The 25,955-nt window shown below is 63.1% G+C and carries 26 protein-coding genes; 15 read left to right on the plus strand and 11 right to left on the minus strand.

Annotation, left to right across the window (positions count from 1 at the left end):
* From JYP46_RS19815 to JYP46_RS19825, 3 genes are all read left to right on the plus strand, one after another.
* Nucleotides 1–202: tryptophan synthase subunit alpha (locus tag JYP46_RS19815; RefSeq protein WP_206549102.1), on the plus strand; the 202-nt coding region annotated here is incomplete at its 5' end.
* A gap of 42 nt (nt 203–244) precedes the next feature.
* Complete coding sequence (gene accD / locus JYP46_RS19820; RefSeq protein ID WP_206546516.1) at nt 245–1,195, plus strand: acetyl-CoA carboxylase, carboxyltransferase subunit beta; 951 nt, start codon at nt 245–247, stop codon at nt 1,193–1,195.
* Nucleotides 1,196–1,248: 53 nt separating this feature from the next.
* Entirely contained in the window at nt 1,249–2,592 is a 1,344-nt protein-coding gene (locus JYP46_RS19825) for a bifunctional folylpolyglutamate synthase/dihydrofolate synthase (RefSeq protein WP_206549103.1), read from the plus strand.
* Nucleotides 2,593–3,442: 850 nt separating this feature from the next.
* Here the strand turns inward: JYP46_RS19825 and JYP46_RS19830 are convergent.
* A complete protein-coding gene (locus JYP46_RS19830; protein ID WP_113153697.1) occupies nt 3,443–4,210 on the minus strand; it encodes a sulfite exporter TauE/SafE family protein in 768 nt (255 codons plus the stop codon).
* 85 nt (nt 4,211–4,295) lie between these two features.
* Complete coding sequence (locus JYP46_RS19835; RefSeq protein ID WP_113153698.1) at nt 4,296–5,270, minus strand: complex I NDUFA9 subunit family protein; 975 nt, start codon at nt 5,268–5,270, stop codon at nt 4,296–4,298.
* Between the two features lie 244 nt (nt 5,271–5,514).
* Here JYP46_RS19835 and gyrB point away from each other — a divergent pair, with 244 nt between their 5' ends.
* From gyrB to JYP46_RS19850, 3 genes are all read left to right on the plus strand, one after another.
* Nucleotides 5,515–7,962, plus strand: a complete 2,448-nt coding sequence (gene gyrB / locus JYP46_RS19840; protein ID WP_113153699.1) for a DNA topoisomerase (ATP-hydrolyzing) subunit B — start codon at nt 5,515–5,517, stop codon at nt 7,960–7,962.
* A gap of 169 nt (nt 7,963–8,131) precedes the next feature.
* Nucleotides 8,132–8,626, plus strand: a complete 495-nt coding sequence (locus JYP46_RS19845) for a hypothetical protein (RefSeq protein WP_206549104.1) — start codon at nt 8,132–8,134, stop codon at nt 8,624–8,626.
* Nucleotides 8,627–8,843: 217 nt separating this feature from the next.
* A complete protein-coding gene (locus JYP46_RS19850) occupies nt 8,844–9,203 on the plus strand; it encodes a hypothetical protein (protein ID WP_206549105.1) in 360 nt (119 codons plus the stop codon).
* Nucleotides 9,204–9,391: 188 nt separating this feature from the next.
* Here JYP46_RS19850 and lepA read toward each other — a convergent pair whose 3' ends face one another.
* On the minus strand, nt 9,392–11,200 hold the full coding sequence (gene lepA, locus JYP46_RS19855; RefSeq protein ID WP_113153702.1) for a translation elongation factor 4: 1,809 nt from the start codon (nt 11,198–11,200) through the stop codon (nt 9,392–9,394).
* 140 nt (nt 11,201–11,340) lie between these two features.
* Between lepA and JYP46_RS19860 the strand changes: the two genes are divergently transcribed.
* Nucleotides 11,341–11,805, plus strand: a complete 465-nt coding sequence (locus JYP46_RS19860; protein WP_206546522.1) for a MarR family winged helix-turn-helix transcriptional regulator — start codon at nt 11,341–11,343, stop codon at nt 11,803–11,805.
* A 9-nt stretch (nt 11,806–11,814) separates the two neighbouring features.
* Here the strand turns inward: JYP46_RS19860 and JYP46_RS19865 are convergent, their stop codons facing one another.
* From JYP46_RS19865 to JYP46_RS19875, 3 genes are all read right to left on the minus strand, one after another.
* Nucleotides 11,815–12,609, minus strand: coding sequence for a DUF2189 domain-containing protein (locus tag JYP46_RS19865; RefSeq protein WP_206549106.1), 795 nt, complete (start codon nt 12,607–12,609; stop codon nt 11,815–11,817).
* A 131-nt stretch (nt 12,610–12,740) separates the two neighbouring features.
* On the minus strand, nt 12,741–13,949 hold the full coding sequence (locus JYP46_RS19870; RefSeq protein WP_206549107.1) for a cation:proton antiporter: 1,209 nt from the start codon (nt 13,947–13,949) through the stop codon (nt 12,741–12,743).
* On the minus strand, nt 13,949–14,761 hold the full coding sequence (locus tag JYP46_RS19875; protein WP_113153706.1) for a YiiX/YebB-like N1pC/P60 family cysteine hydrolase: 813 nt from the start codon (nt 14,759–14,761) through the stop codon (nt 13,949–13,951). The genes JYP46_RS19870 and JYP46_RS19875 overlap by 1 nt, the downstream gene beginning before the upstream one ends.
* 533 nt (nt 14,762–15,294) lie before the next feature.
* On the opposite strand from JYP46_RS19875, the gene JYP46_RS19880 reads away from it, so the two are divergent.
* The 5 genes from JYP46_RS19880 to mbfA all read left to right on the plus strand — a co-directional run bounded on the left by JYP46_RS19880 (nt 15,295) and on the right by mbfA (nt 20,143).
* Nucleotides 15,295–15,999: a CerR family C-terminal domain-containing protein gene (locus tag JYP46_RS19880; protein WP_206549108.1), complete on the plus strand. Its 705-nt coding sequence runs from the start codon at nt 15,295–15,297 to the stop codon at nt 15,997–15,999.
* The gene (locus tag JYP46_RS19885; RefSeq protein WP_206549109.1) at nt 15,996–16,949 is read left to right on the plus strand and encodes an HlyD family secretion protein; all 954 of its coding nucleotides are present in this window, start codon (nt 15,996–15,998) and stop codon (nt 16,947–16,949) included. The genes JYP46_RS19880 and JYP46_RS19885 overlap by 4 nt, the downstream gene beginning before the upstream one ends.
* A complete protein-coding gene (locus JYP46_RS19890; protein WP_206546527.1) occupies nt 16,946–17,863 on the plus strand; it encodes an ABC transporter ATP-binding protein in 918 nt (305 codons plus the stop codon). The genes JYP46_RS19885 and JYP46_RS19890 overlap by 4 nt, the downstream gene beginning before the upstream one ends.
* Complete coding sequence (locus tag JYP46_RS19895) at nt 17,860–18,993, plus strand: ABC transporter permease (protein ID WP_206546528.1); 1,134 nt, start codon at nt 17,860–17,862, stop codon at nt 18,991–18,993. The genes JYP46_RS19890 and JYP46_RS19895 overlap by 4 nt, the downstream gene beginning before the upstream one ends.
* 166 nt (nt 18,994–19,159) lie before the next feature.
* On the plus strand, nt 19,160–20,143 hold the full coding sequence (mbfA, locus tag JYP46_RS19900; protein ID WP_113153711.1) for an iron exporter MbfA: 984 nt from the start codon (nt 19,160–19,162) through the stop codon (nt 20,141–20,143).
* A 5-nt stretch (nt 20,144–20,148) separates the two neighbouring features.
* On the opposite strand, the gene JYP46_RS19905 is transcribed toward mbfA, so the two are convergent.
* The 3 genes from JYP46_RS19905 to JYP46_RS19915 all read right to left on the minus strand — a co-directional run bounded on the left by JYP46_RS19905 (nt 20,149) and on the right by JYP46_RS19915 (nt 21,131).
* Nucleotides 20,149–20,511, minus strand: coding sequence for an antibiotic biosynthesis monooxygenase family protein (locus JYP46_RS19905; protein WP_206549110.1), 363 nt, complete (start codon nt 20,509–20,511; stop codon nt 20,149–20,151).
* Nucleotides 20,508–20,840, minus strand: a complete 333-nt coding sequence (locus tag JYP46_RS19910) for an NIPSNAP family protein (RefSeq protein ID WP_113153712.1) — start codon at nt 20,838–20,840, stop codon at nt 20,508–20,510. Before JYP46_RS19910 ends, JYP46_RS19905 begins: the two co-directional genes overlap by 4 nt.
* A gap of 63 nt (nt 20,841–20,903) precedes the next feature.
* On the minus strand, nt 20,904–21,131 hold the full coding sequence (locus JYP46_RS19915) for a DUF1127 domain-containing protein (RefSeq protein ID WP_244974892.1): 228 nt from the start codon (nt 21,129–21,131) through the stop codon (nt 20,904–20,906).
* A 71-nt stretch (nt 21,132–21,202) separates the two neighbouring features.
* On the opposite strand from JYP46_RS19915, the gene JYP46_RS19920 reads away from it, so the two are divergent.
* The 3 genes from JYP46_RS19920 (at nt 21,203) to JYP46_RS22250 (ending at nt 23,376) form a co-directional block, all read left to right on the plus strand.
* Nucleotides 21,203–21,886, plus strand: a complete 684-nt coding sequence (locus JYP46_RS19920; protein WP_206549111.1) for an ArsR/SmtB family transcription factor — start codon at nt 21,203–21,205, stop codon at nt 21,884–21,886.
* Nucleotides 21,887–21,985: 99 nt separating this feature from the next.
* Nucleotides 21,986–23,032, plus strand: coding sequence for a M42 family metallopeptidase (locus JYP46_RS19925; protein WP_206546587.1), 1,047 nt, complete (start codon nt 21,986–21,988; stop codon nt 23,030–23,032).
* Between the two features lie 209 nt (nt 23,033–23,241).
* The gene (locus tag JYP46_RS22250; RefSeq protein WP_261397498.1) at nt 23,242–23,376 is read left to right on the plus strand and encodes a hypothetical protein; all 135 of its coding nucleotides are present in this window, start codon (nt 23,242–23,244) and stop codon (nt 23,374–23,376) included.
* Nucleotides 23,377–23,385: 9 nt separating this feature from the next.
* Here JYP46_RS22250 and JYP46_RS19930 read toward each other — a convergent pair whose 3' ends face one another.
* Both JYP46_RS19930 and JYP46_RS19935 read right to left on the minus strand, forming a co-directional pair.
* Nucleotides 23,386–23,745, minus strand: a complete 360-nt coding sequence (locus JYP46_RS19930) for a DUF1850 domain-containing protein (RefSeq protein WP_206549112.1) — start codon at nt 23,743–23,745, stop codon at nt 23,386–23,388.
* On the minus strand, nt 23,742–25,859 hold the full coding sequence (locus tag JYP46_RS19935) for a TRAP transporter permease (protein ID WP_206549113.1): 2,118 nt from the start codon (nt 25,857–25,859) through the stop codon (nt 23,742–23,744). Before JYP46_RS19935 ends, JYP46_RS19930 begins: the two co-directional genes overlap by 4 nt.
* Between the last annotated feature and the right edge of the window lie 96 nt (nt 25,860–25,955).

Genomic DNA, 25,955 nt, shown 5'->3' on the forward strand with positions numbered 1-25,955 from the left:
CGGGGTGAAGACGGCGCGCCAGGCGCGGGCGATTGGCGAGGTCGCGGACGGTGTTGTCGTCGGCAGCGCCATCGTTGCGACCATCGCACAGTGTTACGACGCCGATGGCAACAGGATCGCAGACCCCGCCGAGGCCGTTGCGACCCTCGTCAAAGGGCTTGCGGACGGCGTGCGGGAAGCGCGCCTTGCTGTTGCCCGATAGACGGCGCATCCTCAGTATCCAGAAGAAAAGAAGGCAAATGGAATGAACTGGATCACCAGCTATGTGAGGCCGAAGATCAACTCGATGCTCGGTCGTCGGGAAATGCCGGAGAACCTCTGGATCAAGGATCCCGAGAGTGGCGAAATGGTCTTCCACAAGGATCTGGAAGACAATCTCTGGGTCATTCCCTCCTCCGGTCATCACATGAAGATTTCCGCTCGCGAGCGGTTGAAGTCCTTCTTTGACGATGGCGAATACGCGGTTCTGGAAAATCCGAAGGTCGTGATCGACCCGCTGAAATTCCGCGATGAGCGCCGCTACACCGACCGCCTGCGTGACGCCAAGGCCAAGACCAGCATGGAAGACGCCGTGCTGAGCGGTGTTGGCCGCGTGGAAGGTCTGGAGCTGGTGGCAACCGTTCAGGACTTCGCCTTCATGGGCGGCTCGCTCGGCATGGCTGCCGGTGAAGCGATCGTACGCGCCTTCGAGACGGCTGTGGAGCGCAAGCTTCCGCTGGTGCTTTATGCTGCTTCGGGTGGCGCGCGCATGCAGGAAGGCATTCTTTCGCTGATGCAGCTTCCGCGCACCACGGTTGCGCTGGACCGGCTGAAGGAAGCGGGCCTGCCTTACATCGTCGTGCTGACCAACCCGACCACCGGCGGCGTGACGGCGTCCTACGCCATGCTGGGCGATGTTCACATCGCAGAGCCGGGCGCGCTGATCGGCTTTGCCGGCCCCCGCGTGATCGAGCAGACCATTCGCGAGAAGCTGCCGGAAGGCTTCCAGCGGGCTGAATATCTGCGCGACCACGGCATGGTCGACATGGTGGTTTCGCGTCTGGAAATGCGTGAGACCATTGCGCGGCTCCTTAAAATTCTCCTGAAGGAGAAGGTCGAGGCCAAGCCGGAAATCGTCGAAGAGGTGGTGGTTGAAGAGGCCGAGGCCGTTTCGGACGCTGCGCCCGAGGCAGAAGCCGAACAGCCCAAGGCCTGAGCCAGACTGGCTGTCGCCGGCCGAGACCCCATCCTTCTTCGGACAGGACTGCAATGACCACTCTTTCTGCCGAGCGGGAAATCGAGCGTCTGCTTTCGCTCCATCCCAAGGGCTTCGACCTGTCGCTCGAGCGCGTCACGCGCCTGCTCGAGCGGCTGGGCAACCCGCACCTCAACATGCCGCCCGTCATTCATGTGGCGGGCACCAATGGCAAGGGCTCGGCAACGGCCTTTTCGCGCGCCGTGCTGGAGGCGTCGGGGCGAGTGGTTCACGTCCACACCTCGCCGCATCTGGTCAACTGGCACGAGCGTTACCGGATCGGGGCAGAAGGCGGCGGCAGGCTTGTCGAAGACGCGGTTCTGGCCGATGCCGTGGCGCGTGTGGCGGAGGCCAATGGCGGCGAGGCGATCACCGTCTTTGAAATCCTTACGGCGGTGATGTTCGTGCTCTTTTCCGAGCATCCGGCGGATGTGGCCATTGTCGAAGTCGGTCTGGGCGGGCGTTTCGACGCCACCAATGTCATTCCCCGCCCTGCGGCCAGCCTCATCATGCCGATCTCGCTCGATCACGAGGCTTATCTGGGCGACCGGGTGGAGCTGATCGCGGCCGAGAAGGCCGGGATCATCAAACGCGGCTGTCCTGTCGTGGTCGGACAGCAGCCCTTCGACGCCGCGCGCGAAGTGCTCGTCGATACGGCTGAGCGGCTTACCTGTCCGCTGACCGTCTATGGCGAGGACTTCCTCGCTTTCGAAGAGAATGGCCGCATGATCTATCAGGACAATGACGGTCTGTTTGACATGTCATTGCCCCGGCTCACCGGACGGCATCAGATCGCCAACGCTGCCGCCGCCATCGCGGCGGTCAAGGCAGCGGGTTTCCCCGTCGATCTGCGCGCGGCGGAAACGGCCATGGAACGCGTTGTGTGGCCTGGCCGTTTGCAGCGGCTCGAGGCCGGCCCGCTGGCAGATCTGGCCCCCGAGGGCTCAGAAATCTGGATTGATGGCGGTCACAATCCCGGCGCGGGTGAGGCGATTGCCGAAGCGCTCGCGTCTGAAGAGGATCGCTCGCCGCGCCCGCTTTTCCTGATTGCCGGCATGATCAACACCAAGGATCAGACGGCATATTTCCGCGCTTTCGAGGGCATGGCCCGCCATGTCTACACGGTTCCGGTGGCGGCAAGTGATGCCGGCGTGCCGAATGCCGAACTGGCTGCCCGGGCGATGGAGGCGGGGCTTTCCGCCGAGCCGGTGCACTCGGTGGCCAATGCGCTGAAGCTCCTGCATGACACGCTTGATGCCGGTCGCGACGGCACCGAGCCGCCGCCACGCATTCTCATTTGCGGTTCGCTCTACCTGATCGGTGAGGTTCTGGCCGAGAACGGCACGCCGCCGCGTTAGTCCGGTTGGGAGAAGCCCGACATCCACGCCCGGCTCCCCCTCCCCTCCGCTGTTCCTTCCCTCCGCTCCTCCCTTCCGCTCCTTCGTCATCCTCGGACTTGATCCGAGGATCCATGCCGGAACGTCTGGGACGAACCGCAGCCTTTGAAGATCGCGCATCGTTTTCTGCGCCTGTTCCGGTGGCAGCGCCGTGGCATGGATCCTATGGTCAAGCCATAGGATGACGAAGTGGGGGAGGCATTTGGCCAACCCCGCTCAAGGTGACGCCGGTGGGGTTTGAGCGTGTTCCCCCTATGACCGGGCAGCGTCCCCGGTAACGGCAAAGACGATGCCCCATCCCGCTCCTTCGTCATCCTCGGACTTGATCCGAGGATCCATGCCGGAGCGTTTGGGGTGAACCGCAGCCTCTGAAGATCGCGCATCGTTTTCTGCGGCTGTGCCGGTGGCAGCGGCATGGCATGGATCCTATGGTCAAGCCATAGGATGACGAAGTGGGGGATGGGTATCTGCCCGATCTGCTTAAGGTGGCCCGAGTGGGGTTTGAGCATGTCCCCCTATGACTGCCAGCAGGTGAAACCTGTAACGGCAAAGACGATGCCCCACCCCGCTCCTTCGTCATCCTCGGACTTGATCCGAGGATCCATGCCGGAACGTCTGGGACGAACCGCAGCCTCTGAAGATTGCGGATCGTTTTCCGCGCCGGTGCCGGGGCGTCGCAATGGCATGGATCCTATGGTCAAGCCATAGGATGACGAAGTGGGAGAGGGATGACGAGGTGGGGTGGGCATCGCTCAAGCCTCACCGGAGAAAGGCACCGGGGCGCCACCCGGCCAGCCGAATGGAAAACCCCTTACACCATCCCCATCAGGCCGCGTCGGATGAGGTCCAGTGCGAGCAGGGTCAGGCCGATCCTGAACCAGCGCCGGAACGTCTCTTCCGGCATTTTCTCCAGAAGACGGCTGCCATAGAGGGTTCCAAGATAGCCCGAGGCGATCATCAGGGCGATGAAGGGCAGCCAGTGCCAGAAGGCGAATCCCGCAACGGCAAACACGACGACCTTCAGTGCGTGCTGCACGGTCATGCCGGCGGCGTGGGTGGCGACCAGCGCCTTGCGGTCATCGGGAATGATCTGCGCGAAGAAGGCGGACAGGAGTGGTCCCGTCGCGCCGACAAACATGGTTGCGAGCGCCAGAACGGCGCTGCCGAAGGCAAGGCCGGCATGGCCGAGGCGGGCCGCACCGGGGATCTTTGTCCAGGTAACCGCGATGACGAACACGCCCAGAACGAGCTTCAGCAGCGCGTCGGGCAGCTGCACGACGAAATACGCCCCGACGGCGGCGCCGATCAGGCTGCCGAGAATGAATGGTGCGGCGATGGAAAAGCGGATATGCGCGCGCTGGCGCCAGGCGCGCCCGGTGTTGGAGCCGAGCTGGACGGCTCCATGCACGGGGATGAGTGCTGCGACCGGAATGAAGAGGCCGAGCAGCGCCAGCATGGCCACCCCGCCGCCGACGCCGAAAGCGGCTGTCAGCGCCGAAGTGAAGAAGCTGGCGATGATAAGGAGAAGCGCCGGGAGCGCTCCCAGCGTGTCAGGCAGAAATGTCTCCCAGCCGCCCAACAACAGGTCCTAGATCACCGTGCGCCCATTCGGGCGCACAAAGGACAATCCATTTCCCTGATGGAGCATCGGAATGACCGATGCTCTAGAGGAACTGCTTGCGGGTGAACTGGCCTGCCGGGCGATAACGCCACAGATAGGTGGGCAGGATGGCTGCAAGCGAATGCTTCTGGATGCCGAGCCCGTCGAGCGTGCGGCCGGCGGCTTTCGCCTCCTCGGAAACGACATTGTCGGACTTCAGAAGCTTCACTTGGTCGAGCGTCAGCATCGGCTTGGGCAGAAGGCCGAGAATGCGGGCCTGAATGCGCGCCACGAACCAGGGCAGGGAAACGAACCAGCGTTTGCGGTAGGTGGCTTCCAGCATCTCTTCGAGGCATTCGCGGAACGAAAGAACTTCCGGGCCGCCCAGCTCATAGATCTGGCCACCTTCCAGGTCGCCGTCCACGGAGCGGGCATAGGCTTCGGCCACATCGCCCACATAGACAGGCTGGAACTTCGTCTCGCCACCGCCGATGAGCGGCAGGAAGGGCGAGAAACGCGCCAGATTGGCGAAGCGGTTGAAGAAGTCGTCTTCCGGACCGAACACGATGGACGGGCGAATGATCACCGCATCCTTCACGGTCTCCAGAACCGCCTGCTCGCCCAGCGCCTTAGTGCGGGCGTAGTCGGAGTCGGAATTCAGGTCGGCGCCGATGGCGGAGCCATGCGTCAGCTTCGCGCCGGCTGCACGGGCGGCTTCCGCGACGGCGCGCGCGCCGAAATTCTGCACGGCGTCGAAGGACTGACGGCCGGATTCATAGAGGATGCCGACCAGGTTGATCACATGGTCTGCCCCTTCAACGGCCCGGTCGATGGAGGCGCGGTTGCGCAGGTTTGCCTGCACGGCCTGCACCTGTCCCACATTGCCAAGCGGCTGCAGGTGGATCGCCGAATTGGGGTTGCGGCAGGCAACGCGCACACGATGCCCGCGCTTGGTCAGCGCCTGCACCAGATGACGGCCGACAAAGCCTGAGCCGCCAAAAATGGTGATGAGCTTAGGGTTCTGGCTGATCGTTGCCATTTGCCTCGGTCTCCGATTTCTCAGGGGCTACATAGTCGGTTTCGCGCCAAAGGCAAAGGGCGATGGGGCAACAAGATGAACATGTCGCGGCGCAAGCCGTCATCCCCAGCCCGAAATGGCCCGAAAACTTGGAAAAAAGCCATGAAACGCCTATATCTTGGTCAGTGAGCGCTGACTGATTCGCAGCGCGTTTTTCCCATGCCCTACAGGGGGTTCCCTCCGGGCTCCTGAGTGAAAGAATTTGATGAGCGACACGCCCGAAACTCTCCCAGGCGAACAGGCCGAATACGGCGCGGAATCCATCAAGGTATTGAAGGGGCTGGACGCTGTTCGCAAGCGCCCCGGCATGTATATCGGCGACACGGATGACGGCTCCGGCCTGCATCACATGGTCTATGAGGTGGTCGACAACGCCATCGATGAGGCGCTTGCCGGTCACGCCACGCTGGTGACCGTGACGCTCACCGCTGACGGCTTCGTCACCGTCACGGACAATGGCCGCGGCATTCCCACCGACATGCATGCGGAAGAGGGGGTCTCGGCGGCCGAGGTCATTATGACGCAGCTGCACGCGGGCGGTAAGTTCGACCAGAACTCCTACAAGGTTTCTGGCGGTCTGCACGGCGTGGGCGTGTCCGTGGTGAACGCGCTTTCCACCAAGCTGAAGCTAAAGATCCGCCGCAAGGGCCAGATCCACGAGATGAGCTTCTCGCATGGCGTTGCCGATGCGCCGCTGGCCGTTACGGGCGATGCGGGCAGTGAGACGGGCACGGAAGTGAGCTTCATGCCTTCGCCCGAGACCTTCACCATGACGGAGTTCAACTACGACACGCTGGAGCACCGCCTGCGCGAGCTCGCGTTCCTGAACTCCGGTGTGCGCATCCTGCTGACGGACAAGCGTCATGCCGACGAGAAGAGCCAGGAATTCCTGTTCGACGGCGGCATCGTGGAGTTTGTGAAATATCTCGACCGCGCCAAGAAGCCGCTGATCGAAGCCCCCATCGCCATTGGCGGTGAGAAGGACGGGATCACGGTGGAAGTGGCGATGTGGTGGAACGATTCCTACCACGAGAACGTCCTGTGCTTCACCAACAACATCCCGCAGCGCGATGGCGGCACGCATATGGCCGGCTTCCGTGGCGCGCTGACGCGCCAGGTGACCGGCTATGCGGACAGTTCCGGCCTGACCAAGAAGGAAAAGGTCTCGCTCACGGGCGATGACTGCCGTGAAGGCCTGACGGCCGTTCTCTCGGTCAAGGTGCCGGACCCGAAGTTCTCGTCACAGACCAAGGACAAGCTCGTGTCCTCGGAAGTGCGCCCCGTGGTGGAAAGCCTCGTCAACGAGGCGCTTGGCACATGGTTCGAAGAGCATCCGACGGAAGCCAAGACGCTGATCGGCAAGGTGGTGGAAGCGGCCTCTGCGCGTGAGGCAGCCCGCAAGGCGCGCGAGCTGACGCGCCGCAAGGGCGTGCTCGACATCACCTCGCTGCCGGGCAAACTGGCCGATTGCCAGGAACGCGATCCGGCGAAGTCCGAAATCTTCATCGTCGAGGGTGACTCCGCTGGCGGCTCGGCCAAATCCGGCCGGTCGCGCAAGAACCAGGCGATCCTGCCGCTGCGCGGCAAGATCCTCAATGTGGAGCGCGCCCGCTTCGACCGCATGCTGTCGTCCGACATGATCGGCACGCTGATCACGGCGCTCGGCACCGGCATCGGCAAGGACGAGTTCAACGCCGACAAGCTGCGCTATCACAAGATCATCATCATGACGGACGCCGACGTCGACGGCGCCCACATTCGCACGCTGCTCCTGACCTTCTTCTTCCGGCAGATGCCGGAGCTGATCGAGCGTGGAAACCTCTATATCGCCCAGCCGCCGCTCTACAAGGTGACGCGTGGCAAGTCCGTCCAGTACATCAAGGACGAAGCGGCGTTCGAGGAGTTCCTGATCAATTCCGGTCTTGAGGAAGCAACGCTCGAACTGTCCAATGGCGAAGTGCGTGGCGGGCAGGACCTCAAGCAGGTCATCGACGATGCACGCGGCGTGCGCCAGCTCATCAATGGCCTGCACACACGCTACAGCCGTTCCGTTGTCGAGCAGGCGGCCATTGCCGGTGCGCTCAATGCGGCGGTGCTGGCCGATCCGGGCAGGGCAGCCGAGGCCGCACAGAAGGTGGCCGAACGTCTGGACATGATCTCCGAAGACATCGAGCGCGGCTGGGAAGGCCGGGTGAACCCATCCAATGAGGGCGCTGGCGGTTATCTTTTCGAGCGCACCGTGCGCGGCGTGCGCGAAGTGGTGGTGCTGGATTCGGCGCTTGTTGCGTCGGCTGATGCGCGCGCCATTGATCGCTACACCGAGCGCCTGCAGGAGATTTACACCAAGTCTCCGATGCTGCGCCGCAAGGACAAGTCCGAAGTCATCAGCGGGCCGATGGCGTTGCTCGACGCCGTGTTCGCCACGGGGCGCAAGGGCCTCACCATGCAGCGCTACAAAGGGCTGGGCGAGATGAATGCCGAGCAGCTCTGGGAGACGACGCTCGACCCGGATGCGCGTTCGCTGCTTCAGGTGAAGGTGACGGACGCCACCGACGCGGATTCGCTCTTCTCGCGCCTGATGGGCGACGAGGTGGAGCCCCGCCGCGAGTTCATTCAGGACAATGCGCTTTCGGTGGCCAATCTCGACATCTGACCGCTTTGCGAGAAGAACGCTTTTGAAACGGCGCGGAGAGATCCGCGCCGTTTTTCTTTTGTGCTGCGAGGAAGCAGTCGCCGGCCCGGATCGCACTTGTCGACACGCGCGCTGTTTCGCGGGATGATCGGCCAGTCGGGGCCAGTCGGGGCCAGAATGGAGGCTGGCGATGCGAGCCTTTTCCTTCAGGAACATCATCATCGCGGCGCTGGCGCTGTGTGCGGTGCTGTTCGCGGTGGGCTGGTTCACGCGTGAGGACCCTGCCGACGCGCCCTACCTTAAAATCCTCGGCGGCGGGTTCATGTTCAACTATCGCGAGGCCGAAATCTTCTACGGTTTCACGGCACAGGTGGTGCGCCCGCTCGCCAGCGGGTCGATCATCGAAGCGACGTTCGAGGATCCGGCGGGTGGTGCGCCGCTGGTGGTTTCCGAGCGCGTGAGCACGATGACGGATCGCTACGCATTGCGCACCCCGCCCGTTCGCGGCGTTGAGGCGAAGAAGGCCTATCGCGTCGATATCCGGGTCTATGATCGCACGAAGACCACCCTGCTCTGGCAGGAAGAGCACAGCTATGCGAGCCAGATTGCCGATACGGTTGTTCCGGAAAAGCCGCTCACGATCGGTCCGGGCTATCACAGGAACCCGGAGCTTGAACGGCGATAGCGAAGTGGCCTTGGGTGCTGCCTGATTTTTTTTATGAACCTTTCTCCAGCGTGCAGCGACTGACGAATGCTGGAGCATCGGACCGAAAAGTGGAAACCGGTTTTCGGATAGTTCCGATGCTCCATCAAGAGCTTAGGTCGTCCTTGTGCGTCCGTATGGACGTACGGCGATCCGGGGCGCGAATGCTCCTTCTGAAAAACGCTACTGGAGAAACAAAATGTCCTATTCGTTCAATGCACGTCGCTTCACCATGGTCGCCGCATCGTTTGCCATGATCACTGCAACCGGTCTGCCGACGGCAGGCGTCGCCGGCCAGTTTGCACTGGCCCCGCAGATGGCTGGTCCCGCCATGAACTGCTCCATTCCCAATCATGTGGTCTGTACGATCAGCAGCGCCAAGGGGCTGAAGCTGGTGAAGATCACCGCCAACACGCCGCAGGGCAGCGTGAACCTGGTCAACAAGTCCTACAATGGCTGCCCCAAACAGGTGCAGGTTTCCTGGGACTCGGCCTACCAGATGGCCGGCAAGCAGATCGTGGAATGCAATGGCGGGGGCTTCCGGCTCAAGGCGCGTTGAAGCGCCACCCTCTGATCACCAACACCCGGACGATGCCGCCGGGTACGGGTGGCGGGGCAGCCCGCACAGGTGGCATCAAGCGTGAGACCCGCAGGCTTTCGCCAGCGGGTCTCATCGCATTTCTGGTGTCAGGCGTTTCCGCCTGACCCAGGTTCGTCCTTTGAGCGTCCTGATGGACGCACGGCGATCTAGTCGCTCATCTTCAGCGCCTGAATGAAGGCTTCCTGCGGAATCTCCACCTTGCCGAACTGGCGCATGCGCTTCTTGCCCTCTTTCTGCTTCTCGAGCAGCTTGCGCTTGCGGGTCACGTCGCCGCCGTAACACTTCGCCGTCACGTCCTTGCGCATGGCCGAAATGGTTTCGCGCGCGACCACCTTGCCGCCAATGGCGGCCTGGATCGGGATCTTGAACATGTGGCGGGGGATCAGCTCCTTGAGCTTCTCACACATGGCGCGGCCGCGCTTTTCGGCAGCCTGCCGGTGCACCAGCATGGAGAGCGCGTCGACCGGCTCTTCATTGACGAGAACCGACATCTTCACCAGATCGCCTTCGCGATATCCGATGATCTGGTAGTCGAAGCTGGCATAGCCCTTGGTGATGGATTTGAGCCGGTCATAGAAGTCGAACACGACTTCGTTGAGCGGCAGCTCGTAGGTCACCATGGCGCGCTTGCCGACATAGGAAAGGTCGGTCTGGATGCCGCGACGATCCTGGCAGAGTTTGAGGATCGGGCCGAGATAATCGTCCGGCGTCAGGATCGTCGCCTTGATCCACGGCTCCTCGATCGTGTCGATGCGCACAATGTCCGGCATGTCGGCGGGGTTGTGCAGCTCCACCTGGTCACCGGAGGTGAGGTTCATGCGGTAGACCACGGAAGGCGCGGTGGCGATCAGGTCGAGATTGAACTCGCGCTCAAGCCGCTCCTGAATGATCTCCAGATGCAGAAGGCCGAGGAAGCCGCAGCGGAAGCCGAAGCCGAGCGCCGCAGAGGTTTCCATCTCGAACGAGAACGAAGCGTCGTTGAGGCGCAGCTTGCCCATGGCGGCGCGCAGGTCTTCGAAGTCTGCGGCATCGACCGGGAACAGGCCGCAGAACACCACCGGCTGCGCCGGCTTGAAGCCCGGCAGGGGCGATGTGGTCTGGCGCTTGTCTTCGGTGATCGTATCACCGACGCGGGTGTCGGCCACTTCCTTGATCGAAGCCGTGATAAAGCCGATCTCGCCGGGGCCAAGTTCGTCCACCATCACCATCTTCGGGGTCATCACGCCAACCCGGTCCACCGGATATTTGGCGTCGGTGCCCATCATGCGGATGGTCTGGCCCTTCTTGAGCTTGCCGTCGATCACGCGCACCAGCACGATCACGCCGAGATAGGCGTCGTACCAGCTGTCGACCAGCAGCGCCTTGAGCGGGGCTTCCCGGTCGCCGCCTTCGGGGGCGGGGAGGCGGGTGACGATGGCTTCCAGAACATCGTCGATGCCCACGCCGGTCTTTGCCGAAATCGGGATCGCGTCGGAGGCGTCGAGGCCGATCACCTCTTCGATCTGCTCTTTCACGCGCTCGGTGTCGGCTGCGGGCAGATCCACTTTGTTGAGAACGGTGACGATCTCATGATCGTTGTCGATGGCCTGATAGACATTGGCCAGCGTCTGCGCTTCGACGCCCTGGCTGGCGTCGACCACGAGAAGCGAACCCTCGCACGCCGAAAGCGAACGCGAGACTTCATAGGCGAAGTCCACGTGGCCGGGCGTGTCGATCAGGTTCAGCACATAGTGCTCGCCGTTTCGCGCATCATATTCGAGGCGCACGGTCTGGGCCTTGATGGTGATGCCGCGTTCACGCTCGATGTCCATCGAGTCGAGGATCTGATCCTTCATCTCGCGATCGGCCAGCGAACCCGTCATCTGGATCAGCCGGTCGGCAAGGGTCGACTTGCCATGGTCGATATGCGCGACGATGGAAAAGTTGCGGATATGGGAAAGTGGCGTGTTCGTCATGTCGCAGGCTCTAGCAGGCGGCCTCATTTTCGACAAGCATATTGCGATGGCAGATTGCAGCGTATGCAGCGGCAGAGTGCGCTTTTCGGAAAATGAGGCCTCTTATTGTACCGACGGCGCGCCCACCATATATGCTCGGGATGAGCGATCCAGACAGACACAAACTCGGCCTCCTGATCCATGACGTCGCGCGATTGATGCGCCGGCGCTTTCAGGAGAAGGGCAACGAGTACGGACTTTCATCCGCTCAGTGGGGACTTCTGTTCCGGTTGATGAAAGAAGACGGCGTGCCGCAGGCGCGGCTGGCCGAGTTTCTGGAAGTGGAGCCGATCAGCGTTTCGCGCATGGTCGACCGCATGGCCGAGAATGGCTGGGTGGTGCGGCGCGCGGGCAGAATGGACCGGCGCGTGCGCATGATCCACATCACCCAGAAAGCGCGTGAAGCCTGCGACAGCATTCGGCAGATCAGCACGTCTGTCTATGACGAAGCGCTTCTTGATATGGCCGAGGACGAGCGCAGGGTTCTGGTTGGCGCGCTCAACAAGATGGCCGCCAATCTCTGCGCCACGGTGTCCGGGGGCAACGGGCAGACCGCCTGCCCGTAAGCGTGTCTCTCACTCCGCAACCAGTTTGCGGTAGAGATGCCATGTCGCGTGGCCGAGGATCGGCATGACCACGGCAAGGCCTGCGAAGAGCGGCAGCGATCCCACAAACAGTGCGCCTGCAACGAGCAGGCCCCAGAGTGCGATGGGCACCGGATTGGTGCTCGCCGCCCGCACGGATGTGATGATGGCGGCCACGGCGCCGCAATCGCGATCAAGCAGCATCGGAAACGCAATGGACGTGGTGATCAGCACCACCAGGGCGAAGATGAAGCCGATGGCATTGCCAAGCAGCAGAAGCATGAAGCCCGCATCTGTCGTGAACAGGGTTTCGAGGAAATGCGTCATCGATGTCGGCGGTTCGGGACCGAGCAGGCGCGTGTAAAGCCCCTGCGCGACGAGAAGCCACGCTATGAACATCGCAAAGAGCATCGCGCCGACCGCCACAATGGACGGGATGGCCGGTGATCTGCGCACGTCGAATGCATGCCGCCAGGATGTATCGAGCCCGGCTTCGCGCCGCCGGCTGATCTCATAGAGGCCGAGTGCCGCGAACGGGCCAAGCAGGGCAAAGCCCGAGACGAGCGGGAACAGGAGCGGCAGCGCATTTGCGCCCGACGCCCAGTAGATGAGAACCACACCGACCAGCGGATAGATGAGGCAGAGAAACGCATAGTGCGATGGCTTCTGCCAGAAGTCGTCGAGCCCGCGTCCAAGCGCGTCGATCACATCCGACGTGGTGATCTTTCGAACGGCCGGCAATGTGAGTGTCTTGTCGGTTCCGGCCATGACGTGAAAACCAGTCATTTTCTGACCTCCCGGATTGGCCGGGTTGCAGGCCGCAGCCCGGCGACAGCATGGCGGGGAGTATAGGCCCCGTGCTGCCTTACGGCGAGGCGCGGGCCGGTCACATCTTGCGGAGCGCGGGTTGAACGCGGTCAGTCGGTTTTCGGGAAGAACACCCGTTTGGCGAAGGGCGCGCTCGCGCCATGCAGCACGACCGACAGAAGGATGGCGAAAACCGCGATGTCGGTGATGGCGCTGGCGGCGTCGAAACCTGACTGGTCGACGACGAGGATGAGGTAGAGCACGGAGGCAAGCCCGCGCGGGCCGAACCATCCGACAAAGAGGCGCGCGCGCAGGGTCGTGTCGGTTCCCAGCATGGCGAGTAGCACGGGAACCATGCGGATAACGGTGAGGCTGAGGGCTGCGTAGATGAGACCGGGCAGAAGCGGTGTCTCGAAGGCCTGCGGCAGCAGCGCCGCACCGAACAGGAGGAAGGTGAGATTGGTGAGGATCGATCCTTCCGTCATGGCGAAATTGCTCATGCCGGCGACCGTGTGCGCGGGCAGGCGCCAGCCAAAGGCAAGGCCGGCCGAGAAGGCGGCGAGGAAGCCATTGCCGCCGGTCAGCTCCGCTGCGAGATAGGCAAGGCCCGCGAGCGTGACCATGATCGGGGTGCGCCCTGCCGGGTTGGAAAGGCGTCGCAGCAGCGCGAATTCGCTGGCGACCGCACCCAGATAGCCGACCGCCAGACCGACCAGCGGCCCGAACACCACCTGCTTGACGAAGAAGGTCGCATGCCCCGCCATGCCCTGGCCGCTGCCTGTGTCGGCCGCAAGGGCAAGTGCGATCAGAAGCAGCGGCAGGCACAGCCCGTCATTCAGCCCGCTCTCCACATCGAGCGCCTCGCGTTCCACTTCCGGCAATCCGTCATTGCCGAAAACGGGCTGCGCCAGTGCTGCATCGGTGGGGGTCAGAACGATGGCCAGAACCAGCGCGCCGAACAGGCCGAGCGTGGGGAACAGCGCCATGCCGGCCAGCGTGCCGGCAAGGATGGTGAGCGGAATGCCGATGAACAGAAGCCGCGCAGACAGAAGCGCGGTGGCGGGCTCCGCCATGACGCCGGAAATTCGGATATTGGCCGCATCGCGAAACAGGATGATCGCCAGCGTTGCCGTGGCGAGGAACTCGACAATGGAATTGCCGAGCGCGGCGGTGAGGTTGCTGTCTGCCTCGAAGAAGCCGTAGCCCAGCGCGGTGAAAAGCATCGGGCCGGAAAGGACCGAGGCTTCGAGCCTGCGTGAGACCAGTGAATAGGCGGTGAAGCAGAGGAACAGAAGCGCCAGCGCTGCGTGAAGCTCCATCAGCTGTTTCCGTTCTCTTCAGCCGTCTGGTCGTCCTTGCGTTCGGCCCAGTTGAGCGTCTTGTAGTCGAAGCCGAAAGTGAGCGTCGGCTTGACGATGGCAAAGTAGGGCGAAAGGTCGAAATCGCGTGGCGTGAACAGGCTGTGGTGGCGGATGTGCAGGATCTCGCGCCGTGAATAGGCCGACTCCGCCGAGGCATGCCCCTTGGCTTTCACCGTTTCCGGCAGGATCGGGTAGCGCACGCCCTGAAAGGCCTGGGCGATGAGCGAGGAGCAGATGGCGCGGGTGGGATCGCCCGAGCCGAGCGCGATCATGCGTCGCCGCCAGCGCACCGGAACGGGTGGCGTGGGCATGAAGTAGCGCAGCAGATCGAAGATGTTGCGCATGTCGTAGCGCAGCCCGAGCTTGCCGACCATGAAGTCAATGATGGCGTTCCGGTCATCCGGAGTGAGGCCGCTCGCCCGACAGATGCGGGTGTTGTAGGTCTTGTACTTTGAAAGCGGCGCCGCGATGCAGCCATCACCCAGAATGACCTCCACGAGGCGTGGCCGCTCGGAGCCGTCTTCCGGCTCGGGCAGCGCGTCGCCGACATAGAGCGCGGCATGGCTCCAGGTGGACTGGGTGAGATATTTGATCGCTGCCGAGATGCGCTGGTTACCCTCGATCAGAAGAATGTCACCGGGCTGCAGGGTGCGGTGCAGGGTTTCCGGGTCGGACGGGGTGTAGGGCTGATAGCCTGAGGATTCGCTCTGCAGTCGCCGCGCCAGAAACCGGCCGAGCCGGTCGAGCAGGGTGCTGGATTGTTCGCTCATGCGCTCCCGTCCGCCAATCAAGCAGCATTATCCGGTTCGCTCATGGGGCGAACCATTCGACGTTGCAGACCCTAGGGTCAGGTCCCGTTAATATGGCCACAATGGTCGGCCTGATTTGTGCGGATACGCGAAGCAAGGCCGCAGGAAGACTTCACGTCTTTCAAGGGCTTGCGACAAAGTCGCCCGTGCAAATCAGGCCGATCCGAAGGACGATCGATTGACCGGCGACCTGCCGCGTCAAACCCCTTGACCGGGGAAAGACCCCGCTCTGCGGGCTTTTCCTAGCATCTCTTGGTCTATCGATCGCCATTGCGGCCATATTAATGGGTCCTGACCCTAGAGCATCAAACCGAAAAGTGGAATCCGGTTCTCAGTTCTTCCCATGCTCCGTCAAATGTTTGGTCGTCCTTTCTCGCCGGAACAGATGCGTGGCGATCGGGTGGTGTTCTCGTGCAGGGCGGGCGTCGTGGTTTCCTCTTTCGACGGTGCAGCAACAATTTGACTTTATTCAATCGTTTGATTAAATACGATGCATGAAACAGGGCAATCATGATTTACCGGGCGCTGGTGCGCGTCTTTCTTCGGCAGAGCACACGCGGCTTTCGCTCATTCAGGCCGGGCTGAAGTTGTTTGGCGAGAAGGGCTATGACGGCACAACGACGCGGGAGATCGCGAGCGCGGCCGGGGCCAATATCGGGTCGATCTCCTACCATTTCGGCGGCAAGGAGGGGCTGCGCGCGGCCTGTGCGGATCACATCGTCGAGCTGGTCGGCGGCATCGCGGGCAGCGCTCTCGATGTGCCGTCCGAGGCGACGGGGCAGCTCGATCCGGCCGCAGCGCGCGCCATCCTGATGCGGGTTCTCGAAACCATGACGGGCTTCATCGCCGCGCGGCCCGAAGCGGGCCTGATCGTCAAATTCGTTCTTCGGGAACTGGCCCATCCCACCGTTGCGCTCGACCGCATCTATGACGGTGTTTTCGCGCCGGTGCACACACGCCTCTGCCAGGTGTGGGAAGCGGCCACCGGTCGGCCGGCGGAGAGTGACGAGACCAAGCTCACCGTTTTCACGCTGATCGGGCAACTCGTCTATTTCCGCATCGCCAGCGAGGCGGTGCAGCGGCGCATGGGGTGGAGCGATATCGGCAGCCGCGAGGCTGCAGCCATCACAGCCATCGCCAGCAGCAATCTGGAAGCCATTCTGACCGCGCAGACGCGCGACAAGGACACAAAGTCATGAGCATGCTTTGCGCAATTCCTCTTCTGGCAGGTTTCCTGTCTGGCTGCAGTGGCGAGGCCCCGCTGGCCGTCGGCTATGTGGAAGGCGATTATGTGTTGCTTGCGCCCACCGAGGTTGGTCAGCTGAGCGCGGTGCCCGTGCGGCGCGGCGCAATCGTTGAGGCGGGCGCGACCGTCGCCATGATGGATGAGACGGATGCGCGGATCGCCGTGCGTCAGGCCGAGGCGGGGCTGGCCGAAGCGGAGGCGCATCTCGCCGACCTTCAGGAGGCGAAGCGCCCGGAAGAGATCGCCGTTCTGGAAGCTGCGCTTTCGTCCGCCAATGCCGAGGCGGCGGAAGCCGGGCGCGTGCTCTCGCGCACGCAGGACCTGTTTCGCCGGGGCATTGCCGCGCAGGCCGAGCTCGACAAGGCGAAGACGGCCAAGGAGCTGGCGGACACGCGCATAGGTCAGGCCGAGGCCAATCTGGCCGTTGCCCGCCTGCCGGCCCGCGCCGAGGCGATCAAGGCCGCAGCCAAGCGCCGCGATCAGATGGAAGCGGCGCTGGAACAGGCGCAATGGCGTCTTTCCGAACGCGCCATCAAGGCCCCAGCCGGCGGCCGCATCGATGATGTGATCCGCAATGCCGGAGATGTGGCCGGCCCCTCCGCGCCGGTGGTTTCGCTGTTGCCGGATGGCGAGGTGAAGCTCAAGGTCTATGTGCCGGAAGCCGCGTTCTCCAGCGTTCAGCCGGACGCGTTGCTGGCGGTCAATTGCGATGGCTGCGCACCGGGGCTGACCGCACGCATTTCCTATATCTCGCCCGAGCCGGAGTTCACGCCGCCGGTGATCTATTCGCTCGAGACGCGGCAGAAACTCGTCTACCTCATTGAGGCGCGACCGGAGGGGGAGGCCCGCAGTCTTCAGCCGGGGCAGATCGTCGATGTGCGCCTTAAGGCAGACACGCAATGAACGCCATCGACGTCCACGGTCTCGTCAAGCGGTTCGGCGACAAGACCGTCGTGAACCAGGTGACCATGCAGGTCGCCAGAGGGGAAATCGTTGGCTTTCTCGGGCCGAACGGTTCGGGCAAGACAACGACGATCCGCATCATGTGCGGGCTTCTGACCCCGGATGAGGGAGAGGGCACGGTGCTCGGCTACGATCTGCGGAGCGAGGGGCTCAGGATCAAGCGCGAGGTCGGCTACATGACGCAGCGTTTCTCCTTCTATGAAGACCTCACCATTGCCGAGAACCTGGCCTTCGTCGCGCGGCTTTACGATCTGAAGCCGGTCGGTGCGCATGTGGATCGCACGCTGGAGGATCTGGGCCTCACCTCGCGCCGTAACCAGCTTGCCGGAACGCTTTCCGGCGGCTGGAAGCAGCGGCTGGCGCTGGCAGCCTGCATCATGCATCAGCCAAAGCTCCTGCTTCTCGATGAGCCGACAGCGGGTGTCGACCCCAAGGCGCGCCGCGAGTTCTGGGACGAGATCCACCGGCTTGCCGCCGACGGTCTGACCGTTCTCGTCTCGACCCACTACATGGACGAGGCCGAGCGCTGCCACCGCATCTCCTACATCTCCTACGGCACGCTTCTGGCCACCGGAACGGTGGCGGACGTGGTGCGGGATGCGGGGCTTGTCACCTATCTGGTGGATGGGCCGAAACTCGAACAGCTCGCCGCCGAGCTGCGGCAGCGGCCGGGCGTCGAGCAGGTTGCGCCCTTCGGCGCGAGCCTGCACGTGGTGGGCTCGGACGAAGCTGCGCTCAAGGCTGCGCTGGCCGACCTTGAAGGGCGCGACGGCGTGACCGTTTCGCGCGGCGAGACCAGTCTTGAGGATGTCTTCATCCAGTTTATGGCCAATTCGACGGACAACATGCAATGAACCGCATCTTCTCCCTTGGCCGTCTCATGGCGCTGCTCATCAAGGAGTTCATCCAGATGCGGCGCGACCGCATCACCTTCGGGATGATGCTCGGCGTTCCGCTCATGCAGCTCGTGCTGTTCGGCTATGCGATCAACAGCGATCCGAAGGCCCTGCCGGCGGCGCTCGTTTCGCTGAGCCAGGATCACTACAGCCGGGCCATGGTCTCTGCGCTGGAGAATACGGACTATTACCGCTTCGACCATGTGGTGGGCAGCGCGGAAGAGGCCGAGCATCTGATGGCGAGCGGTGAGGTGGTGTTTGTCGTCACCATCCCGTCGGACTTTGCGCGCCGGGTGGACCGGGGGCAGCGTCCGCAAATCCTCATTGAGGCCGATGCCACCGATCCATCGGTTGCCTCCGGGGCCATTTCCACGTTGGGCACGGTCGCCGCCGAGGCGCTTCTGCGCGAGCGTGGCGTGCCCGCCTCCGAGGCAAAGCCCGCCGACCGGCTCGAGGTCATCGTTCACCGCCGCTACAATCCCGAAGGGCTCTCGCAGTACAACATCGTGCCCGGTCTTCTGGGCGTCATCCTGCAGATGACCATGGTGATGATGACCTCCATCGCGCTGACGCGCGAGCGCGAACGCGGCACGATGGAAAACCTGCTCGCCATGCCCGCCAGCCCGCTGGAGATCATGCTGGGCAAGGTGCTGCCCTATCTCGTCGTGGGCGCCGTGCAGGTGGCCGTCATTCTGGGGGCGGCGAAGCTGCTGTTCGGCGTGCCCTTCGTGGGCAGCCTGTGGCTGCTTCTGGTGGCGGTGCTGATCTTCGTGCTGTCGCTGGTTCTGCTCGGTTACACGATCTCCACCGTGGCGCGCACGCAGATGCAGGCCATGCAGCTTACCTTCTTCTTCTTCCTGCCATCGCTCCTTCTCTCCGGTTTCATGTTCCCGTTTCGCGGCATGCCGGAGTGGGCGCAGTGGCTTGGCGAGATCTTCCCGCTCACTCATTTTCTGCGCGTGATCCGCGCCGTGATGCTGAAGGGAGCTGACCTGCCGGCCATCGCTTTCGAGACGGGCATTCTGGTGCTGTTTATCTTCATCTATGCCGGGTTTGCTCTGCTGCGTTTCCGCCGGACGCTCGATTGATCTGAGCTTTTGATCGAGCATCGGCTTCACCCGAAAAACGGTTCCCGTTTTTCGGTCCGATGCTCTGTGCCAAGCGAATGGTTATGACTGAATAAGCCATGAGCGTTGACGCGGGCGCACTTGGTTCTTAAATTAGAATAATTCTAAACAATGGATTGCCCGGACAATGCTCTCTCGCTTCTTAGGTTCCTCCCGCCGCTCCTTCTCATCGCTGACTGAACAGGAAATTCTCGCTCTCGCCATCTCGTCGGAAGAAGATGATGCGCGCATCTACCGCGCCTATGCGGACGGTCTGCGCGAGGACTTTCCGCATTCTGCCGCCGTGTTCGAAGAGATGGCGAAGGAAGAGGACGGACATCGCGCCGCGCTGATCGAGGCGCACCGCGCACGGTTCGGCGAGCGCATTCCGCTGATCCGTCGTGAGCATGTGCGCGGCTATTACGAGCGCAAACCCGACTGGCTGGTGCGTCCGCTGGGACTGGAGAAGGTGCGTGCGCAGGCCGAGCAGATGGAAGACCAGGCGCACCGCTTCTATGTTGAAGCGGCCAAGCGCACGGAGGATGCGGGCATCCGCAAGCTGCTTGGCGACCTTGCCGCTGCAGAAAAGGCGCATGAATCGCTGGCGCACCGGCTTTCGGAAAAACATCTGGGCGCAGACGAGCGCGCCGAGGAAGACCAGACAGAGCACAAACAGTTCGTTCTGACCTATGTCCAGCCGGGCCTTGCCGGCCTGATGGACGGCTCCGTCTCCACGCTGGCGCCCATCTTCGCCGCCGCCTTCGCCACCGGCGACACCTGGCAGACCTTCCTGGTCGGTCTCGCCGCCTCCATCGGCGCAGGCATCTCCATGGGCTTCACCGAAGTGGCGTCGGACGATGGCGTGATCTCGGGTCGCGGCTCGCCGATCAAGCGCGGCATCACCACCGGCATCATGACCACGGTGGGCGGTCTCGGCCACGCGCTGCCCTATCTGATCCCGCATTTCTGGACCGCGACGATCATCGCCTTCATCATCGTGTTCGTCGAGCTTTGGGCAATCGCCTGGATCCAGAACCGCTACATGGAAACCCCGTGGAGCCGCGCCACCTTCCAGGTGGTGCTCGGTGGCGCGCTGGTGTTTGCCGCAGGCATGCTCATAGGCAACGCCTGACCGGGCTATCCCGACCGACGGGCCGCGTCATGCATGGCTCGGCTGTCGGCGGGTGCTTCGGCCCGCTCCGTCATTCCGTAATCGCGCAGGACATGGGCGATGCGTAACCGGTAGCCGGCGAATATGCCGTTCCGCCCGGTGCGCTGCGCCTGCCTGTGTTCCTCCGTGTTGCGCCAGGCTTTCACCGCTTCCTCATCGCGCCAGAACGAGAGCGAGAGCACCCGGTTCCCGTCATTGAGGCTCTGAAACCTCTCGATGGAAATGAAGCCATCCACGCCGTCGAGCATCGGTCGCAGGTCTGCCGCGATGCCAAGATAGGCATCGCGCTTTCCTGCCGCCGGCTCCACTTCGAAGATCACCGCGATCATGGCTGCACCCATTTCGCATGGGGAGCGGAGGCAAGTTTCAGAAACATGCGGTCCTCCTTCAGGATGAAACGTTCGCGCTTTGCGAATTCATAATTCGCGCGGCCTTCGGGGCTTGCGGCAAGCCGCGCCCGGTACTCTTCGTAAGCTGCGAGACTGTCCAGATTGTAAACGCCATAGGCGGTGGTCGTGGAGCCCTCATGTGGTGCGAAATAGCCGATCAGGTCCACGCCTGCGCGCGGGATCGCCTGACCCCAGTTGCGGGAATATTCCTCGAAGGCGTCTCGCTTGAAGGGATCGATCTCGTAGCGGATGAAGCAAGTGATGGTCATGGGGGTGGTTGTCTCCTGCCGACATGCTTCGGTCGGTATCGAAGCATTTTCGGGCTTTCTGTGTCAGATGTCCCAGAAGGGTTTTGCGGATTCGCGCTGCACGTCGCGGCGGGTCAGGCCCACATCGCGCAACTGTTCGTCGGTTAGGTCTGTTAGCGTGCGCCTCTGCCGATAGCGTTCCGAGGCCAGCGCAAGGCGCGCTGCGAAACGTTGCAGCATGACGGTGATCGACAGGGGGCGGCGTGCGTCCCGCATCGAAGATGGCGTCAATGGTTTTCCATAGGGGCGCATCGCTTTCTCCCTGGTTCGACAAGGAGAGAATAGCGCTTGCTGCACACGCACACTTTGATTAGCATCGAACTATGAAAGCAGGAGCGGACCTCGCCCAGATTGCCAGCCTCGTCGGAGATCCGGCGCGCGCCAACATGCTGGCTGCGCTGATGGGCGGCACGGCTTTGACGGCCAGCGAACTGGCGGTCGAGGCCGGTGTCACCCTGCCGACGGCGAGCGCCCATCTTTCCAGGCTGACCGAGGGCGGCCTTTTGCGCATGGCGCGGCAGGGCCGCCATCGCTATTACGCGCTGTCCGATCATCAGGTGGCGGGCATGCTGGAATCCATCATGGGGGTCGCGGCGGCGCTGGGGCCGCGAAAAGTGTTGCCCGGTCCGCGCGACACGGCCATGCGCGAAGCGCGCATCTGCTACGACCATCTGGCGGGCGAGGCGGGCGTCGCCATGTTCGATGCGTTCGCCGGACGTGGTTTTCTGACCATCGATGGAGACGATGTGAGCCTGACGGAAAAGGGCGCTGGCTTCTTCTGCGATTTCGGGCTCGACATTGAGGCGATGCGCAGGAAGCGGCGGCCGATGTGTCGCTCCTGTCTGGACTGGAGCGTGCGGCGTTCGCATCTGGCAGGCAGTCTCGGCGCGGGCATGCTCGACCGCTTCATCGCGCTGAACTGGGTGCGGCGGAAAAAGGACAGCCGCATCATCCGCTTCACACCACCGGGGCGCACGGGTTTCGACAAGCTGCTGCGGGAGGCCTGAGCCAGCGCGAAACGCAGGCGTGGCCGTTTCCTTCCGCGCGGCTTTGCGCCATGGTCGCCCCTCACCAATGATTCCAACAAAGCTCTGCCGGGGACAATGATGAACACCGAACTGCTGCGCAGGCTCTGCGAAACGCCGGGCGCGCCGGGCCATGAAACGCGCGTCCGCGCGCTCATCGAAAAAGAGATCGAGGGACTGTTCGACGATGTGCGAACCGATCCGATGGGCTCGCTCCTGTGCGTGCGCAAGCCGCGCAAGAAGACCAAGGGCGATCCGCTCAAGATCATGCTTCTGTGCCACATGGACGAGATCGCCTTTCTTGTGACCCATGTGACCGAGAAGGGCTTCCTGCATCTCGATCCGGTTGGCGGCTTTGATCCGCGCAACCTGTTTTCCCGCCGTGTGCTGATCTGCACCGAGAGCGGCGACTACAAGGGCGTGATGAACCCCGCCGGCAAGCCGATCCACATTCAGAGTGCGGAAGAGCGCAAGAAGGTGCCGGAGCCGGGCGATTTCATCGTCGACATGGGGCTTGGCGAAAAGGCGCGCGATCTGGTGCAGGTCGGCGACTTCGTGGTGATGGACGAGCCTTTCCTCGAAATGGGTGACAAGTTCGTCTCCAAGGCGCTCGACAACCGCGTCGCCTGCTGGCTTGGCATCGAGGTGATCCGCGCGCTGGAGGAAGCCGGCACGAAGCATGATTGCGAGATCCATGTGGCCTTCACGGCGCAGGAAGAGGTTGGCCTGCGCGGCGCGCGCACGGCTGCCTATGCGGTCAAGCCGGACATCGGTCTCGGCATCGACACCACGCTTGCCTGCGACACGCCGGGCATTGGCGAGCATGAAGCGGTGACGAAGCAGGGGCAGGGCTTTGGCCTGCACGTGAAGGACTCGTCCTTCATTGCCGATCAGGCGCTGGTGCGTGAAGTCGAACAGCTCGCCAAGAAGAAGGCGATCCCCTACCAGCGCACCATTCTGGCCCGTGGCGGCCAGGATGGCGCGGCAGCCCAGCAGGCCGCCGCCGGTGCGCGCGCCGTGGGCATCGTGGTGGGCACGCGCTACATCCACACCGTGACCGAGATGATCGACCGCAACGACCTTCAGGCCGCACTCGACATCATCGTTGCCTATCTGGGCGAAAACTGAGACTGAAGCGCCGCCGCGCCGCGCAGAACTGTGGCGCGGCGGCCACACCGTAAAACTCGCTGAACGCGCAGCCGTTTTCTGCCTTCAAACGGGCACAAACCGGGGCGAAATCCGACCGGCATTCACAGAGCGTTCACCTTGTGAATGTAAAGCTTGAGACAGTTGTAACAGGCGGTTTTGGAGGAGCCGCCACCGGTTGGACGAGACCCATGGCACTTTTTGTACGTTGTATTGCCGCCCTTCGTGAATTCATCGCGCCGCGCTACCATCCGGAGCGCCACTATATGCGCGGACCCGGCCCTGCCTGCCAGAAGCGTGGCAGCGGTTCGGCCACGGCAGCCTGACGGCAGCGCTCACTCACAATATCTGACGATCACCGGCTTTCCGGCTGCCGCGCCCAGTTCGTGGCATTCATCTGCCGTGCACAATTGCCAGCCGGAGCCTGTTGCGCCCGACGCCGCAAGGGCAAGTTCGCTCTGTGGCGGCAGGGTCGGGCGGTAGGTCCACCAGCCATTTTCAAAGCGCGCTTCGGGCGGCGGCTCCATGCCCGCGCCCGATCCCTGAACGCGCGCCTCGACAAGTTCGAGCCCGGCAGGGCCTGCCCGCCAGTCTTCTTCCCAGCGGATCTTCTCGACCGAATGCGTCCATGACAGGGTGAAAAGCGCCGCCCCGAGGGTCAGCGCCTTTCCGCCTGCCAGAACGCATATGCTCATTCGCCGGCCCGCTTTTCCTGAGGCGCGTGCGCCATGCGGGTGCGATACCAGTGCTGACCGAGGAACAGGGCCGCAAGCGCGAAGCCGAGTTCATCGGTAACAGGAAGAGCCGCGATCAGGGTGAAGGCCGCGACCGCTGCAAGGACGCGCTCCCAGATGGCGAGTTTCGAGCGCAGGAAGCCGATCACCGCAGCCCCCCACAGCGCAATGGCCAGCAGCGCCTTGAAGACGATGTAGGCGACCGCCGGATAATAGCCCCAGGCCTCGGCCAGCGGTCCGCCATCCTGAAGCATCAGCGCCGGTGTGTAGACCGCCATGAAGGGTATCACGAAGCCGGCGGCGGCCACCTTGATCGCTTCCATGGAAATCTTGAGGCCGTTTTCCTTGGCAATGGGGCCGGCGGCGAAACAGGCAAGCGCAACAGGTGGCGTCAGATCGGCCAGAATGCCGAAATAGAACACGAACATGTGGCTGACGATCAGCGGCACGCCGAGCGCCAGAAGCGCCGGGCCGGCAATCGACGAGGTGATGATGTAGTTGGGGATGGTCGGAATGCCCATGCCCAGAATGATGCAGGTGATCATGGTGAGCACGAGCGAGAGGAACAGGCTCTTCTCACCCACCGAGACGATGAACTGGCCGAACGTGTTGGCGACGCCGGTCAGGGTCATGGTTCCGATGATGATGCCGACCACGGCACAGGCCACGCCCACCGGCAGCGCCGTCTTCGCGCCCTCGGCAAGCGAGTCGCGGCAGACGGCCAGCGTCTTGCGCCCGCCATCGACGAACAGGTTCGCGACGATCAGCACAAGGGCGGCGATCAGGATCGCCGTTATGCCGTAGCTGAAGAAGCTTGCCGCAACGAGGCCGAGACCGACCCAGAAGATGACCCGCAGCACCTGGCCGGGAAGACCGAGCGCCACCGAGCCGCCGAGGATCAGCAGAACCGTCAGCGACAGCCCGATCGTGCCGGCGAAGAGCGGCGTATAGCCGGAGAAGAGGAGGTAGACGAGCACGGCCAGCGGCAGGATGAGATACCAGCCCTTGCGCAGCGCCTTGCGGGGAGAAGGCAGCTCCGAGCGCGGCAGGCCATGCAGGCCATATTTGCCGGCTTCCAGGTGCACCATCCAGAAGGCGGAGGCGAAGTAGAGCACGGCGGGAATGATCGCCGCCTTGACCACTTCGTAATATTCGATCCCCAGTGTCTCGGCCATGATGAAGGCCACGGCGCCCATCACCGGCGGCATGATCTGCCCGCCCATGGAGGCGGTGGATTCGACACCGCCGGCAAAGGCCGCGCGGTAGCCGAAGCGCTTCATCAGCGGGATGGTGAACTGGCCGGTGGTCACCACATTGGCGACGCCCGAGCCGGAGATTGTGCCCATCAGGCCGGACGAGATGACCGACACCTTGGCCGCGCCGCCGCGCGCATGGCCCACGAGGCCGAGCGACACATCGGTGAAGAGCTTGATCATGCCGGCGCGTTCGAGGAACGAGCCGAACAGGATGAACAGGAAGATGTAGGTGGCCGACACGTAGATCGGGATGCCGTAAATGCCTTCCGTGCCATAGGCCATGTGGTCGATGACCTGGCTGAAATCATAGCCGCGATGGTTCAGCGGTGAGGGCAGGTATTGCCCGAACAGGCAGTAGGCGAGAAACGCGCCGGAGATGATCGGCAGAGCCGGGCCCATCAGCACATAGGCGGCGGCAAACACGGTGACGAGCGCAATGACGCCGAACACGATGTCGATGGGTAACGGATCGCCGGCCCGCAGGAGCAGCGGCTTGTATTCGACATACTGATAGAGCGCCACGGCCACGCCGGCGAGCGCCAGTCCCCAGGCCAGCGCCTTGATGGCCGGCGCGCTGCCGCGGGCCTGCACGACCAGCGGAAAGACCAGAAGCGTCAGAAAGCCCACATGGAACGCGCGCACCACCTGGCTCGGCAGGTTCAGCACATGGGCGGCGGTGGCGATCTGGTAGAGCGAGAAGATCACCGCGATCCAGAAAAGAAACCGCCCGATGCGGTCGGTGCCGAATTCGCCATGGGCGTGATCGTGCAGTTCTGCCTGGTCCGCGCCTGTCGTCTGGCCGGTTTCACTCTTGCTCATTGGGCGCTCCGCTTCCCCATGCTCTTGTTCGGGCCTTGCCGATTGTCCGCTCGTTGTCCGCTTGGGCGCCGCAGGGGGCGCCACAGGGGGTACCGC

Origin of the sequence: Nitratireductor aquimarinus (genome assembly GCF_017255295.1) — a bacterium.
In the GTDB taxonomy this organism is placed as follows: Bacteria; Pseudomonadota; Alphaproteobacteria; order Rhizobiales; family Rhizobiaceae; genus Nitratireductor; species Nitratireductor aquimarinus.